This is a genomic window from Streptomyces glaucescens, from assembly GCF_000761215.1.
Lineage (GTDB): Bacteria > Actinomycetota > Actinomycetes > Streptomycetales > Streptomycetaceae > Streptomyces > Streptomyces glaucescens_B.
This window is the reverse complement of the sequence record NZ_CP009438.1, coordinates 1073600-1089407: the sequence shown is the minus strand read 5'-3', so window position 1 is coordinate 1089407 and position 15808 is coordinate 1073600. Positions and strand designations below refer to the sequence as shown.

Annotated in this window: 6 protein-coding genes; 1 reads left to right on the top strand and 5 read right to left on the bottom strand. The window is 75.7% G+C overall.

The genetic code is table 11. The features are described from left to right. Window positions 1–42: 42 nt before the first annotated feature. A complete protein-coding gene (locus tag SGLAU_RS04595) occupies window positions 43–1254 on the bottom strand; it encodes a cytochrome P450 (protein ID WP_043498578.1) in 1212 nt (403 codons plus the stop codon). A gap of 235 nt (window positions 1255–1489) precedes the next feature. Between SGLAU_RS04595 and SGLAU_RS04590 the strand changes: the two genes are divergently transcribed. Further along, window positions 1490–2155, top strand: coding sequence for a TetR/AcrR family transcriptional regulator (locus tag SGLAU_RS04590; protein WP_043498576.1), 666 nt, complete (start codon window positions 1490–1492; stop codon window positions 2153–2155). A gap of 115 nt (window positions 2156–2270) precedes the next feature. On the opposite strand, the gene SGLAU_RS04585 is transcribed toward SGLAU_RS04590, so the two are convergent. From SGLAU_RS04585 to SGLAU_RS04570, 4 genes are all read right to left on the bottom strand, one after another. Then, window positions 2271–3869, bottom strand: coding sequence for a (2,3-dihydroxybenzoyl)adenylate synthase (locus tag SGLAU_RS04585; protein WP_043498573.1), 1599 nt, complete (start codon window positions 3867–3869; stop codon window positions 2271–2273). A gap of 410 nt (window positions 3870–4279) precedes the next feature. After that, entirely contained in the window at window positions 4280–8770 is a 4491-nt protein-coding gene (locus tag SGLAU_RS04580) for a non-ribosomal peptide synthetase (protein WP_052413624.1), read from the bottom strand. A 256-nt stretch (window positions 8771–9026) separates the two neighbouring features. Then, window positions 9027–10169, bottom strand: a complete 1143-nt coding sequence (locus SGLAU_RS04575; RefSeq protein ID WP_052413623.1) for a saccharopine dehydrogenase NADP-binding domain-containing protein — start codon at window positions 10167–10169, stop codon at window positions 9027–9029. Further along, window positions 10166–15649, bottom strand: coding sequence for a non-ribosomal peptide synthetase (locus tag SGLAU_RS04570; protein ID WP_043498571.1), 5484 nt, complete (start codon window positions 15647–15649; stop codon window positions 10166–10168). The genes SGLAU_RS04575 and SGLAU_RS04570 overlap by 4 nt, the downstream gene beginning before the upstream one ends. Window positions 15650–15808: the final 159 nt, after the last annotated feature.

Here is a 15808-nt window from a genome sequence, read left to right as displayed (position 1 = left end):
CTCGGGTCCACCGCCTCCGCGCGGGCTCCTCCCGCGGGGGTGTCAGCGGCCCTCGAAGTGAACCGGCAGGCTCTCGTAACCGGTGAGGAAGTTGGAGTAGATGGGGCGGGGAGTCCCGCGCAGCTCCATCCCTCCGACGTGTTCGACCAGCGCGCTCAGCAGCGCCCGCAGTTCGCCCCGGCCGAGGTAGGCGCCCAGGCAGTAGTGCGGGCCGTGACCGAACGACAGGTGCCGGTTGGGCGAGCGGGACAGCGTGAACCGGCGCGGCTGGTCGAAGACCGACTCGTCGTTGTTCGCCGAGATGTTCCACAGCGTCACGATGTCGCCGGCGCGCACCTTCGCACCGCGGATCTCGAAGTCCTCGACGGCGGTGCGCGCCAGGTGGATGCCCGGCGTCGCCCAGCGGATCACTTCCTCCACCGCGGACTCGAAGGAGACCTCCCCGGTCCGCAGCGCCTGCCACTGGTCCGGGTTCTCGATGAGCGCGAGGACCGCGCAGATCGCCGATATCCGGGAGGTCTCGTCGCCGCCGAGAATGAGGCTGTAGCAGTTGACGGCGACTTCCTCGACGGTGAGCAGACGGCCGTCGACCTCCGAGGTCGCGAGCATGCTGATGACGTCGTCGCCCGGGTTGTCCCGCCGTTCCTGCGCCAGCTCCATGAAATACAGCACGATCTCGTTGCGGGCGCCGAGCGCGTCGAGTTCGCTGCTGTCCGCGTGGCCCGACGACAGGGCCATCTTGTTCCACTGCAACAGGGCGCCGCGGTCCGCGGCCGGAATGGACAGCAGATCACAGATCGTGTTCATCGGGATCTGCTCGGCGACCTCCGCGGCGAAGTCGAAGGTGTCCTTCTCGAGTACCGCCGACACGAGATCGTCCGTACGTTTCCGGACCTTTTCGACGACCTCGCCGAGGACCCGCGGCGTGAACGCGCTGAACATGAGGTTGCGCAGGCTGCGGTGGCGCGGGGCGTCGGTGACGGCGAGCATGCTCCCGCCCGCGGAGTCGTCGCCCCGCAGCACCACGTCGAGGACGTTTCCCCTGGCCGAGCTCAGGGCGCCGTGGTGGTACAGCGACTGCACGTCCGCATAGCGGGACACCACCCAGAAACCGGGATTGCGGTCGGTCGGTTCGTGCCAGTAGACGGGTTGCCGCGCACGTACGTCGCGCCAGAACTCGTGGATGTCGTTCTCGATGAAAGTGGCCGGATCGGTGAGGTCCAGGGAACGAACACTGAGAGCGGGCTGACTCATTGGCTTAGATTGACAGGCCGCCTCTGTCCGCTGTCCGGATTCTTGCCGGTTCCTTTCCGCGCGGGAATGACGCCGTCCGTCGGCGCGGTGCCCGGTGCGGACGCGTCCGGGGAGTGTCCAGGACGTGATCACTCCGCAACATCCGGCGGAATCTCCGGCACTACACTGTCAGCGACCTGGGAGCCGCTTCCGTCGCGCGCGCCATCGGTCCGGAACAGTGAAGGAAGCGGAACGCATGCAGTCCCCCGATCGACGGTCCGGCAAGGTAGGCCGTCCGCCCCGTCTGTCCCGTGACGCGATCCTCACCGCCGCCCAGCGCATCCTCGACGAGGAAGGGGCGGAGCGACTGTCCATGCGGCGCCTGGCCAAGGAGCTGTCCAGCACGCCGATGGCCCTGTACCACCACGTGCAGGACAAGGACGAGCTGCTGATGCTCCTGCTCGAAGCGCACGCCCGGAGCTTCCCGCGCCCGCGGTTCCCCGAGCAGCCGCGGGAGCGACTGTTCGCCGGGGCACAGGTCCTGCACGACATCCTCGCGGACTGCCCCTGGGTGGTGGAGGTGCTCGCCTCCGACAAGTTCGTGAGTCTCTCCGCGATGTGGATCGTGGAGAACATGATCGACGCGCTGATCGCCTGCGGGCTGAGCCCCGACGACGCCGTCTACGCCTACCGTGTCATCTGGTACTACACCGTCGGTGAACTCACCGTCCGCTTCAACCGCGAGCGCACGCGCGACGCGAAGGCTCCGCCGTACCGGCAGCGCGTCATGTCCTCCGTGACCGAGTCGGACTTCCCGCGGCTCGCCGTGATCGGACCCCGCTGGGTCGAGCTGACCTCCGTCGACCACCACCGGCGCGGACTCGAAGCCGTGATCGACGGCCTGCTGGCCCAGAACGTCTGAGCCGGGACGCGCGGACGCCCCCCGCCGCCGGCCCGTGCCGCCCGCGGGTTCCGGGCCGCACGCGCCCGCGACGGAGCGTACGGCGGCGGGCCCGGACCCCTCCGGCGCCGGTCCCTCAGTCCCCGAACCGGGCCCTGAGCGCCTTCTTGTCCATCTTGCCGACCGCGGTCAGCGGTATCCGGGACACCACTTCCAGCCGGTCCGGCAGTTTGTACGGCGCGATCCCGCGGTCCCGCAGCCCGGCGCGCACCTCGCGCAGCGTCGGCGGGTGCCCGGGGTCGCGTGGCACCACGCACGCGCAGGTCTGCTCCCCGAGCTGCGGATGCGGCAGGGCGATCAGCGCGGCCGAGGCGATCCGGGGGTCGGCGAGCAGATGCTCCTCGACCTCCTGGGCGGGCACCTTCTCACCACCCCGGTTGATCACGTCGTTGACGCGTCCCACCACCTCGAAGTAGCCCGCGGCCGTCCGCCGGACCAGGTCACCGGTGCGGTAGAAGCCGTCCTCGGTGAACTGGGTGCGATTGCGTTCCGCGGCCCGGAAGTAGCCGCGCACCGTGTACGGGCCGCGCGTGTACAGCTCGCCCTCCTCGCCCGGCGCCGCCTCCGCCCCGTCCTCGCGGACCACGCGGATCTCGTCGGCCGGGGCCAGGGGGCGGCCCTGGGTGTGGAAGACCACGCTCTCCGGATCGTCCAGCCGCGTGTAGTTGAGCAGCCCCTCGGCCATCCCGTACACCTGCTGCAGGGTGCAGCCGAGCCCTTCGGGCACCTCGCGCGCCGTCGCCGGGCTGAGCCGGGCCCCGCCGACCTGGAGCAGCCTCAGGGAGTCGAGGTCGTGCTCGGTCCACTCGGCGGCGTCCAGCCACAGCGGGACCAGGGGCGGCACCAGTGAGGTGACCGTGACCCCGGCGCGCTCGATGAGCGGGAAGCACGACTCGGGGGTGGGCGCGGGCGCCGGCACGACCGTGCCGCCCACGCGCAGCGTGCCCAGCACGCCCGGGCAGGCCAGCGCGAAGTTGTGGCCCATGGGCAGCGCGCACAGGTACCGGGTGCCGGGCCCGAAGCCGCACAGCCGCGCGCTTCGGCGCAGCTGGAAGGTGTAGTCGGCGTGGGTGCGCGGGATCAGCTTCGGCGGCCCCGAGGTGCCCCCGGACAGCAGGAACAGCGCCACGTCCGCCGGGTCCGGCGCCGGGAGGTCCACCGGATCCGCGGCCACCTCGGCCAGCGGGGTGAACGGGCCCGCGTCGCCGGCCACCAGCACGTGCCGCAGGGTGTGCGCAGCGCCCAGGACCTCCTTGGCGACGGCCCGGTAGTCGCAGTCGAGGACGTGGTCGGCGCAGACGTACGCCACCGCCTCGGAGCTGTTCACCAGGTGGGTGATCTCCGCCGACCGGTGCGCGGGCAGGGCGAACACGGGCAGGGCCGCCAGCCGGAAGAGGGCGAGGCAGAGCACCACCATCTCCACGTCGTTGGGGAGCTGCACCACGACCCGGTCACCGGCGCGGACGCCGAGGCCGCGCAGTCCGGCGGCGAGCCGGTCGGCCGCCTCGTCGAGCCGGCCGTAGGTCAGGGTGCGGTCGCCGGTGACCACGGCCGTCCTGTCCCGCGCCCCCGGCGGGGACAGGGGCAGGTCGCCCAGCAGCTCGTCGTTCCAGTAGCCCCCGGCCCGGTAGGCACGGGCGAACGACTCGGGCCACGGCACACAGCCTTCAAGCATGGATCATCCCAACTGTCGCTTGCGGAAGGGTTGTCGCGCGCACGATGCGGAAGGCCGGGCGGGCCGCCGACGGAGGGCGGGCGGACCGTCCGGCGGTCCCGGGGCAGCGGGGCCCGGGCCGGGGAGCGGGCGGGCGGACCCGCCCCCACCGGCTCCGCGCCCCGGCGCACCCGGGACCGGCCGCGCCCTGGATCGGCTGCGCCCGGGACTGGCTGCGCCCGGGTTCGGCTGCGCCGGGGTTCGGCTGCGCCGGGGTTCGGCTGCGCCCGGGACTGGCTGCGCCCTGGATCGGCTGCGCTCGGGACTGGCCGCGCCCGGGACCGGCTGCCCCCGGGGACCGGCTGCGCCCGGGCGGGCGCCCGCCGCGTCACCGTGCGCGGAGTCGGCGACCCGGCGGCCCGTCCCGCCGGTCACAACACCCCCACGTCATACGCCCCGTCGTCCGGCCCGCCCGCCGGGCACCCGGCGGGCGGGACCTCGCGCAACCGGTCGACCAGCGCGGCCGTACCGGCCACCGTCGGCGTGCGCAGCACTTCGCGCAGGGGCAGCTCGACGCCCCACCGGCGCCGCACGGCGGTCACCAGCCGGGTCGCCAGCAGACTGTCCCCGCCCAGCAGGAAGAAGTTCGCCCCGCGCGCCACGCCCTCGACGCCCAGCACCTCCGACCACACCGCGGCCATCCCCTCCTCCGTGTCCCCGCGGGGCGGCTCGGCACCCTCCGCGGGCCGCGCGGCCCGCTCGCCGAGCAGCCCCCGGACCCGGCCCCGGTCGACCTTGCCGTTGCCGCTCAGCGGGAGCGCCGGCAGGGCCACGAAGGCAGCGGGGACCATGTGGGACGGCAGCCGCTCGGCGAGCCAGGCGCGCAGCGCGTCCGCGTCCACGTGCCGGGCGTCGTCCGGGTGACGGGCCGTCAGCAGGGCCACTCCGTCCGGTTCCGTCCGCACCACCCGGGCGTCCGCGAACCCGCGGCGCGCCAGCGCCCGCAGCCACGCCGCGGCGTCGGACGGCCGCCGGGGCGCCGCCCCGCCCGGCAGCGCCAGCGGCGACGGCTCGCTCCTCGCCACGAGCAGGACCGAGGCGCCCGGCCGCGCCAGCAGCGCCAGGACGGCGGCGGCGGCGTCCGCGTCCGGTGTCCGGCTGACGGCGTCGTCGACGATCACCGCGTCGAAGCGGTGCAGGCACGCCTCCGGGACAGCCGCCGGGTCCAGCGGCACCGCCCGCACGGTGTGCGCGGTCCCGGTCGGCCGGTCGCGGGCGGCGGCGAGTGCGGCGGCCGACGGGCCCAGCAACGTGTACGTCACCGTGCCCGGCTTCAGTTCCTCCAGGACACGTGCCGCGCCCCGGCCTCCCGAAGCGGCCCACTCCGCGACGGCGAGCGGCTCCGCCCGCCGGGCCGCGAGTCCGGCCAGGTGGCCGGCGATCCCGGCCAGGCACGCGCGGGCCCCCGGCAGCAGGCCGGCGAGGCCGTCCGGTGTGAGCGCCGGGTCGTCGAGCGGCCAGGCGGCACCGGGCCCGCCCGTGAGCGCGGCCGTCAGGCGCGGCGCGGCGCGGTCCCAGGCGTCCGCGACCGTGGCCAGGGGGGTGTCCCGCAGCCGCTCCCTGAGCCGTGCGATCCGCCGCTCGTCGCGCACCGCCGTCCAGCGCGGGCCGGGCCGGGGCGCCTCCTCGCCGCCCGCCAGCACGTCGCGGGCCAGCAGGTACGGCACCCAGCCCGCCGGCAGCGCGGACCACGGCGCCGGCCGGCCGTCGTCGACGGCCGCGGCGACGCCGAGCCGGTCGAGGATCGCGGCCAGGAACGTCTCGGTGAGGGCGTGCTCCGCCGCCACCGCCGGACAGGCCGCGGGCGCCGCGGCCGAGGGGGCCGGCGGGCCGGCCGGGCGTGCGGGGCCGCGGCGTTCGACGACGGCGGCCGCCAGCCCGGTGCGCCGGTCGCCGACGGTCACGGCGACCGCGTGCTCCACCGCCGGGTGCCGGTGCAGAACCGCCTCGACCTCACCCGGTTCGACGCGGTAGCCGTTCAGTTTCACCTGGTGGTCGGTGCGGCCCAGGAACTCCAGGGTCCCGTCCGGCAGGTACCGGCCCAGGTCTCCGGTCCGGTACCAGCGCTGGCCCCGGTGGCGGACGAAGCGCTCGGCGGTCTGCTCCGGGTCCCCGCGGTACCCGAGCGCGACCCCGTCCCCGCCGATCCACAGTTCGCCGGCCACCCAGTCGGGACAGTCCCGCCCCTCCGGGTCGACCACCCGGATCCTCTGGTTGCTCAGGGGAGTGCCGTAGGGGACGGACCGCCAGTGGCCGGGTACGTCCGTCACCTCGTGGAAGACCGACCAGATCGCCGCCTCGGTGGCGCCGCCGAGCCCGACCAGCCGGCACCGTCCGCCGGACGCCTCGCGCAGCGCGCCGGGCAGGCCGAGGCCGATCCAGTCGCCGGAGAGCAGCGCCAGCCGCAGCGCCGGGGGCAGCGGCTCCCGGTCGGCGGCGGTGAGGAGCATCTCCATCAGCGCGGGTACCGAGTTCCACACGGTGACCTCGTGCCGGCGGCACAGCTCCAGCCATCGGTGCGCGTCCCGCCGTTCCGCCTCCGCGGGCAGCACCAGGGCGCCGCCCGCGGACAGCAGCCCGAACACGTCCCACACCGACAGGTCGAAGTCCAGGGCGGACACCGCGAGGACCCGGTCCCGGGCGGTGACGGCGAACCGCTCGTTGACGTCCTCGACGGTGTTGACGGCCGCCCGGTGGCCCACCTCCACGCCCTTGGGGATGCCGGTGGATCCCGAGGTGAAGACGACGTACGCCGTGTCGCCCGGGTCCACGGGGACCGGGGCCGCCAGCGGCTCGGCGCGCAGCGCCAGGTCCACCGGCAGCACCTCCACGCCGTCGCCCGCGCGAAGCGGGGGGCCGCCGCCGTCCAGGACCAGTCGCGCACCGCTCAGGGCGAGGATCCGCTCCCGGCGCAGCGCGGGCTGGTCGGTTCCGACGGGCACGTACGTCCCCCCGGCGGCCAGCACGCCGAGCACGGCGGCGATCTGGTCCGGGCCCTTCGGCGCGGTGACGACCACCGGGCAGCCCCGGCCCACGCCCCGCCGCACGAGGGCCCCGGCGACGCGCAGCGCCCGCCCGGCGAGTTCCCGGTGCGTGACGGTGCGCGCGATGTCCCGCCCGTCCGGGCCCGGCGCGCTCCACACCAGGGCGGGAGCCTCGCCCCGTTCGGCGGCCCGGGCGAAGAACTCCTCGTGCAGCGCCCGCCCGCTGTGCTCGCGGACCGCGGAGCCGGCCCGCTCCCGGCGGCGCCGCTGGGCGGCCGGCAGCGGGACGTCCGGCGCGCTGCGCCAGTCCGCGTCGATCAGCTCGCGCAGCAGCGCGACGAGGGCGGTGAGCATGGCGTCGAGCATCCCCTCGGGGAACAGCTCGTCGACCGCGTCCCACGCCAGCAGCAGCCCGCCGTCACGGGTGAGGTACACCTGGCAGTCGAGCCACACCTGCGGCGTCTGGGACACCATCCAGGCGAGGTCACCGAAGAGAGCGGCGAAGGCGTCCGGCACCAGCGGGGCGTCCACGTTGCAGGCGAAGACGACCGGGGCGGTCCGCGGCGCCTCGCCGTCGGCGCGGACGAAGTCGCGCAGCACGTCCACGCCGGTGTAGGCGGCGTGCCCGACGTCGTCGTGCAGCCGCTGCTGGACGGCCCTGGCCCGCTCGGCGAAGCCCGTGCCCGGGGCCAGGTCGACCTCCAGCAGCACCAGACTGGTGAAGTCGGCGACGATCGCGTCGACGTCGGGGTGCGCGGCGGGGGCACGGTCGAACAGCGGCACGTTCAGCAGGAAGTTCCGTTCACCGCTCCACCGCGCGAGGACCTCGGCGAACGCCGTGGCGAGCAGCACCGACGGGGTGACGCCCGCTTCCGTGGCCCGGCCGCGCAGCGCGGCCCACTCCCGAGGGGAGAGACTCCCGGTACGGCGGACGAAGCGGGGGACCGCGATGTCGCCGGGGTCGGCCCGCAGCGGCAGGCCGGGGCCGCCCGGCAGGCCGGGCAGCCGCGCCGCCCAGTACGCCTGCGCGCGGGCCCGCTCGGCGGCCCGTCCGGCGGCCCGGTCCGCGAGGTGGTGCCGGAAGTCGTAGGCCGGCGCGGGCAGGGCCGCGGGGTCCTCGTAGAGCGCGGCGAGATCGCCCAGGACCAGGCGGATGCTGTGCACGTCGGCGACGAGGAGGTCGATGTTGACGTGGATGCGGTAGCCCGCGTCCCCGAGCCGGCTCAGCCGGACGTCCACGACCTCCCCGCGGGCCACGTCGAGACGCCGGTGGGACAGCGCCTCGCGGCGCTCCAGCAGCGCCCGCCCGACGGCGTCCGGGGCCTGGCCGGTGTGGTCGTGGACCGTCAGCCCCGGCCAGGGCGAGGCCGGCAGGACGTGCTGGGTGCCGTCGTCGGTGAAGCGGGCGCGCAGCATCGGGTGCCGTCGCAGCAGGGCGCGTACGGCCGTGTCGAGCCGGTCCGCGTCGACGTGCGCGGCGTCGAACTCCAGGTAGGCGTGGCAGCCCACGCCGCCCAGCGGCTGTCCGTCCGCGCGGCCGATCCAGTAGGCCTGCTGTACGGGCGTCAGCGGGAAAGCGGAGGCGGCGTCGTCGGCGGCGAGGGCGCCGTCCAGGGGGCGCGGGGCGGACCCGTCGCCGTCGGCCCCCGTCGTGCGGCCGCCGCCGGTCAGCAGCTCGTACCAGCGGGTCAGCCGGGCGTCCCGGGCCAGCTCGGTGAAGTCGGCCCGCACACCGGCGCGGTTGAGCTTGCTGGTGAGCTGCATCAACTGGATGGACTGAAGGCCCAGTTCGAACAGGTTGGTCCCGTCGTCCGCCGGGCCGAGACGCGTGCCCAGCACCTCGCAGACCTGGGCTCTGAGCGCGTCCGGGCTGCCCACGAGGGCATGCGGGTCCGGGCGTCCGGCGGACGATCGTCTCGGCCTGCGCTTGTTCGACATCCCTACCTCGTGCTCGTTGGACGGCTTCTTGCCGGGCGAAGACCCGTGGGCCGGGGAACTGCCCGGCGAAGACCCGTGGGCCGGGGAGCCGCCGGGCGACGGCTCGGTGGACGCGGAGCCGGCGCGGGGAGCGCCGCCGGGCGGGGAGCCGCCCGGTGACGGCCGGCGCGGGCCGGTGACGGCGGGCGGGGGAGGGTCACAGGACTCCCTCCTCCATCGCCGGGGCCGGTCCCCGTGCCACCGCCTCCTCGGTCTCGGCGACCGTCACCCCGGCCCGGCCGTCGCGCAGCCGGCGCAGGACCTCGTCCGCGGGGAGCACGTCCGCCGCCCGGTGCACCCCGTGCGGCAGGCGCCCGTCACAGACCGCCGCGGCGGCGAACGCCCCGACGAGGCCGGTCAGCTCGGACCCGTCCGCCCCCCGGATCACGACGGTGCGCCGCACCGGCGTGCCGTCCGGGCCCCGGCCCTCGAGGCACCCCCACAGCAGGTGGTACGGGGCCCGCCCGGCCGCGTCCAGCGCGCTGGCCCGGACCAGTTCCCCGGCCCGCGCCCGCAGTTCCGGCCCGGCCAGGCGGCCGCCCCGGGACCGGTTCAGCACGTCCAGCACGGCCGTTCCGTCGAAGGCGTTGTACCACCGGGCCTCCGCCAGCCCCAGGGCCCGGGCCCGGCTCACCACCTCCCCGGTCAGGAACGGGTGGGCGACCAGCGGTCTCGGCACCCCGGGCAGCCGGTGCTCCTCCTCGACCCGCAGCGCGCCGGGCACCACGCGGCCCCGCCACACCGCCCCGGGCGTGCCGTAGCCGCGCTCCGCGCTCAGCAGGTAGTCGACGGCCCCCGTGACGGTGAACACGCCGAGGCCCGCGTAGCACCCGGAGAAGCGGCCGCCCGGGACCGGCCCCCGCGCGAGGATCGCGGGCAGCAGCCCGGACAGGCCCGGCGCCAGTCCCGCCGACAGCACGACCGTCCGCCCCGGCACCGGGGCGGGGGTGCCGCCGTCGTCCATGACGTCCACGTAGTCCGCGCCCGCGGCGAGTGCCGCCGTGCGCGCCCGGCCGAGCAGGAGGTAGGCGGGGCCGGAGCAGTTGAGCACGGTCCGGCAGCCGCGGGCGAACCCGGCCAGGCTCGCGCCGTCCTCCACGTCGACCCGCACGGCCTGCGCCGGGACCGGCAGTGCCGCGGCGAGGGCCCGTGCGGCGCCGAGATCCCGCCCGCCGATCCGCAGCCGGAACCGGCCCTCGGCCGCCAGCGCGCGCACAGCGCTCGTGCCGACCGCCCCGTAGCCTCCGAGGACGCCGATCACCGGTGCGCTGCGCGTGTCCGCGGGCTGTGCCCGGCTCATCCGCGGACGTCCTGGTCCTCGTCCGCCAGCAGGGCGGCCACCGAGGCCGCGTGCGGCGGGCGCACACAGGTGAAGTGGTCCCCGGGAACGTCGACGAGCCGGAGCCGGCCGGTGCACACCCGCTGCCAGTAGGTGCCCATGTCGCGGTGCATGCCCGGGAAGATCTCCGCCTCGCCGAGCTGGCGGAGCAGCATGGTGTCCCCCCGGTACGGGGTGGCGCGGTGCGAGGCCACGGCCACCAGGCTGTGCCGGACCGCCCGGTGGATCCGGGCCAGCCGCTCGGGCGAGCCCAGCCGGGCGTCCTCCTGGGGCATGGCGGCGCCGATGGCGCGCAGCCGCTCCTCCCGGGGCCGTGCGGCCAGGGTCTCGAACGCCCGCAGCGCCCCGGCCGCGGCCGGGCCGAGCGCGGTGGCCGGTTCGGTCAGGCTGCCCGGCGGCACCGCGCCGTCGTGTTTCTCCGTCACCGCGGCGACCAGCGCGCGGATCGCCGACTCGTCACGGGGATAGCCGAGCCGGACGGGGTCGGCCCGCATCATGCGGGCGAAGATGTACTCGGCGAGCAGGTCGTCCTCGACGAGGTAGGGCACCCGGTAGCTGCTGATGACCGACAGCCGGGTCACCTCGCCGCCGGCCGCGGTGATCCGGCCGGCCAGTTCGGCGGCGAGCAGCCCGCCCATGCAGTAGCCGACGAGATGCACCCTGGTGTGCCCGCGGTCCGCCAGCACCTCGGCGTAGCGGTCGGCGAGCCGGCCGATCAGGGTCGTGGGGTCGGTGTCCAGGTAGGAGTCGAGGTCGTCGACGACGAGCCCGGCGACCGGCAGCCGCCCGGCGAGCTCCGCGACCAGAGCCCGGTAGGGCGCGACCGTGCCGGTGCCGTCGTGCACCAGCACCAGGGGCGCCGCGCCGGACGCGTCCCCGGGTCCGGCGGCCAGCTCGACCAGCGGCGACGCGAAGCCGCTTCCTGCGGGGACGCCGTCCGCCCGCGCCGACCGCAGCCGCGCGGCGAGCGCCGCCACGGTCGGCCGGTTGAGCACGTCGCGCAGCAGGTCGTCCCAGGTCATGCCGGCCGCCTGCGGAATGCGCTCCCGCATCCGGCCGACCAGCTGGGCGACGAGGAGCGAATCCCCGCCCAGGGCGAAGAAGTCGGCGTCCCGGCCGACGGCCGGCACCCGCAGCACCTGCGACCACAGGGCCGCCAGCGCCCGTTCCAGGTCGTCGGCGGGCGCCGCACCGCCCTCCCGCCGCTGTCCGGCCGCCACCGCGCCCGTCCACTCGCCCAGCTTCCGGCGGTCCACCTTGCCGTTCGCGGTCAGCGGGATCCGGTCGACCACCTGAAGCTCCGCCGGAACCATGTACGCGGGCAGCCGCTCGGTCAGGTGGCGGTGCAGCTCGGCGGGCCGCACGGGCGCGCGGTCGGCCTTGAACCGGGCGGCGAGGACCCCCTGGCCGATCTCCGCGAGCGCGCCGCCCTCCTCGGGGAGGCAGACCACCGGTTCCGCGCCGGCCCGCTCCAGCAGGTCCAGCCACTGGCTGCGGGTGAAGAAGGCGGCCCCGTCCCGCGCGCGTTCGTCGGTGAAGCCGGTGAGCCCGTCGTTGAACTCCATGGACGTCATGGCGCGGCAGGTGTCGCGGGTGGCCTCGACGAGGACCAGCCAGCCCCCCGGCGCGACCAGTTCGCCCAGCCGCCGCAGCGCCTCGCCGGCGTCGACGGCGTTATGCAGCACGTTCGCGGCGAGCACGACGTCCGCCGAGTTGGGCCGGTACCCCTGGGCCCGGTAGTCCCGGTTGAGGTCGAACAGCCCGAAGCGCACCCACGGGTGCTCCGCGTACGCCTCCTGCGCCTCGTTCAGGAAGAAGGGCGACACGTCGGTGAACCGGTAGTCGACGGACAGGTCCCGCAGCTCCGGGATCAGCGCGGCGCTGGTGCCGCCGACCCCGGCCCCGATCTCCAGCAGGCGCAGCGGCCCGGGCAGGCCGCGGGCCGCCCGGCGGACGATCTCGACGACCGCGGCGTTGTTGTACCGGCTGATCAGGTTGTCCCGGTAGGCGGCCGCCGCCGTCTCCAGCCGCCCTTCGGGGAACAGCAGGTCCCGCAGCGGGAGTTCCCCGCCGAGCAGGGCCGCCAGGTTCGCCTCGCACGCGCGGTGGAAGCGGATCAGTTCCGCTCCCCAGCCGACGCGCGGCTCCAGGGCGTCGATCCTCGCGTGCACGGCCGCGCGGCTCTCCTCGTTCACGTGCGCCGCACGGCGGTGGACCCCCGTGCCGGGGTCCCGCACCAGCCGGCCGTACGCCGTGAGGGCGGCCAGCCAGCGCCGTACGAGCGGGCGGTGGCGCGGGGCCGCGCCGCACGCCTCGACGATCTCCTGCGCGGTGTGCCCGTCCCGCGCGCCGGTGAACAGCCCGCGGTCCTGGAACAGCAGGAGCATCGACTGCAGCGCCGACTCCTCGAGGGCCTCGTGCAGGGCGCGGACGTCCGCGCCCTGCCGTGCCTCGTCGAAGCCCGCCGCCCGCTCGGCCTGCCGCCGTGCCGCCTCCCGCAGACCGGCGTCCGGGGCGGGGCGTGCGGTGCGCGCCGGCTCGGCGAAGCCGACGAGCGTCCGGGCCGCCCCCTCGCCGCGCACCACCGCGGCCGCCGCGTGCACGGCCGGGTGGTCCCGCAGCGCCGCTTCCACCTCGGCGGGCTCGACCCGGTGCCCGTTCAGCTTCACCTGGGCGTCGGCGCGGCCCAGCAGCTCGATCTCGCCGTCCGGCCCGCGGCGGCCCAGATCTCCGGTGCGGTACAGCCGTTCACCGCTGTGCGGGTGTCTGACGAAACGCTCCTCGGTGCGCTGCGCGTCGCCCAGGTAGCCCAGCGCCAGGCCGGCCCCGCCGATGTACAGCTCACCCGTCACCCGCTCGGGGCAGTCCCGCATGAGCGGGTCGAGCACCCGGACGGTCTGGTTGGCCAGCGGTCTGCCGTACGGGATGCTGCCCTGCCCGGGGGAGACGGTGGTGACGGGGTGGTGGATCGACCAGATCGCGGCCTCGGTGGCCCCGCCGAGGGCGACCACCCGCAGTCCCGGGAGGCGCCGCCGGACCGCCTCCGGCAGGGTCACCGGGATCCAGTCGCCGGACAGCAGGGCGAGCCGCAGCCGGCCGGCGTCGACGGCGGGCTGGGTCCTCAGGTACTCGTGCAGCATCTGCATCTGGGCGGGCACCGAGTTCCAGACGGTCACCCCGAACCGCTCGATCAGATCGGCCCAGTGCGTGGGGTCGCCGCGCCGTGCGGGGTCCGGCAGGACGACGGCACCGCCCACCGAGAGGGGGCCGAAGATGTCGTAGACGGACAGGTCGAAGCCGAGCTGGGCGAGTGCGAGGACCCGGTCCCCGGCACCCACGCCGAAGCGGGAGTTGACGTCGTCGACCGTGTTGCGCGCGGCGGCGTGACTGATCATCACCCCCTTGGGGGTCCCCGTGGAGCCGGAGGTGTGGATGACGTACGCCAGGTCGTCGGGGCCGCCCGCCGCCCGCGCGGGCGCCTCGGCGGCCGGTGCCGTCGTGTCGACGGGGACGGTCCGGATGCCGTCCGGCAGCCGCAGGCCGGCGGCCAGCCACGACTGGGTGAGCACGGTCCGCACCCCGGCGTCCGCGAGCATGGCGTCACGGCGCAGGGCCGGCTGGGTGGTGTCGACCGGCAGGTACGCGCCGCCCGCCAGCAGCACGCCGAGCACGGCGACGACCTGCTCCCACCCCTTGTCCATGACGATGCCGACACACTCGCCCCGGGCCGTCCCCGCGTCGGTGAGCACCGCGGCGACCCCCGCCGCCCGGCCGGCCAGCTCGGCGTAGTCGAGGCGCCGTCCGGGGGTGAGGACCGCCGTCCGGTCCGGGGTACGGCGGGCCTGCGCGACGACCTCGGCGTGCAGCGGCCCGAGGGCGCGCGGCGCCTGCGTGGCGTTGGCCCGGGCCAGCCGCTCCCGCTGGGCCGGCGGCAGCCGCACGGGATCGGCGGCGTCCCACCCCGCGTCCCCCTCGGCCAGCTCGCGCACCAGCCCGGCGAAGGCGGCGAACATGTCCTCGGCCACGCCGTCGGGGAACACGCCCTCGCGCACGTCCCAGTGGGCCAGCAGTCCGCCGCCGTCCTCCATGACCTGGCAGTCGATCCACACCTGCGGCGTCTGCGAGATGCCGTGCACCAGCTCCCCGCCCGGCAGGAGCGGCCGCGCCTGATCCCGGCCCGGACCGCTGACCGTACTGGTGAAGGTGACCGGCATCAGCGCCTCGGCCCGGCCGCGGCGCCGGGCGAGTTCGCGCAGCACCTCGACACCGGAGCACAGCCGGTGGTCCATGTCGTCCCACAGGCGGGCCTGCACCGCGCGGGTGCGGTCCACCAGCGTCGCGCCCTGCGCGAGGTCGACCGCGAGCAGGCTGGTGGAGCTGAAGTCCCCGATGACGCGGTCGACCTGTTCGTGCAGCGGCAGCCGGTTCTGGAGGGTGAGGCCGAGCGTGAACGCGGGCCGGGCGCTCCACCGTCCCACCACCTCCGCGAACGACTGGAGCAGCGCGCCGGAGGCGGTCACCCCCGCCGCTGCCGCCCGCCGGTTCAGCTCGGCCCACTGTGCCGGGCTCAGCCGCGTGCCGTGGCGCCGGAAGCGGGGCGGCGCGTCCGGCGCGTCCGTGCGCAGGGGCAGGTCCGGGGCCGGCGGCAGGGAGTCGATCCGGTCCCACCAGTAGTCCCGGTCCCGCTGGTAGCGCACTCCGTCCCGCACGCCGCGCGCCGCCAGGACGTAGTCCCGGAAGGTCAGCCGGGGCGGGTCAGGGACGGCGGTGCCCTCGCACAGCGCGCGCAGCTCGGCGAGCAGCACGCGCATGCTGCCGTAGTCACAGATCAGCAGGTCGATGGCCAGGTGCAGCAGCAGCGTCCGGCCGGTGCGGGTCGTGCGGACCTCGAACAGCGGCCACCGGTCCGTCTGGCGCACCTGGTGCGACATCCGGTCGCGGATCTCCTCGATCCCCCGCCGTTCCTTCGCCGGGGGAAGTCCGGTGAGGTCGTGCCGCCGTACCGCGTAGCGGGGCACGGCGGGCAGCACCCGCTGGTGCCCCTCGGGCGAGATCACCGCCCGCAGCATGGGGTGCCGCCGGATCAGCGTGTTCCAGGCGTCCTCGATGGCGTCCGCGTCGCCGTCGGGCAGCGCGAACTCGAGGTAGCCGTGGCAGGCCACCCCGCCGTAGTCGAAGGCGGTGCCGCGGCCGAGCAGGTACGCCGACTGGACGTCGGTGAGCGGGAAGGGCTCGTGGTCCGCGGCGGGGTCCGGCACGACGGCGGGGCCGGTGTCCCGTTCCCGGAGGTGGGCCAGCACCTGTTCCTTGTGCTCCCGCAGCCAGGCGAGCCGCTCGGGGGTCAGCGTGCCCCGGGGGGCCCGGTAGCCCAGTCGGCCCGACTCCTCGTACAGCGTGACACCCAGGGCGGTCAACTGCGCCACATACTCCTCGACACGCATATCGCCGCGTCCCCCATCTCGTCCCGGAGATCACAAAAGGCCTGCGGCGAAGCAGCTTCGCACGCGAAACCTGGCCAGATTCTGGACGTGCTCTCTATGGAACGTGCCGGGGGAGGCAGGCGTCTTGGAGGACGTGGGCCAAGGCGGCCGCCGGGCGTG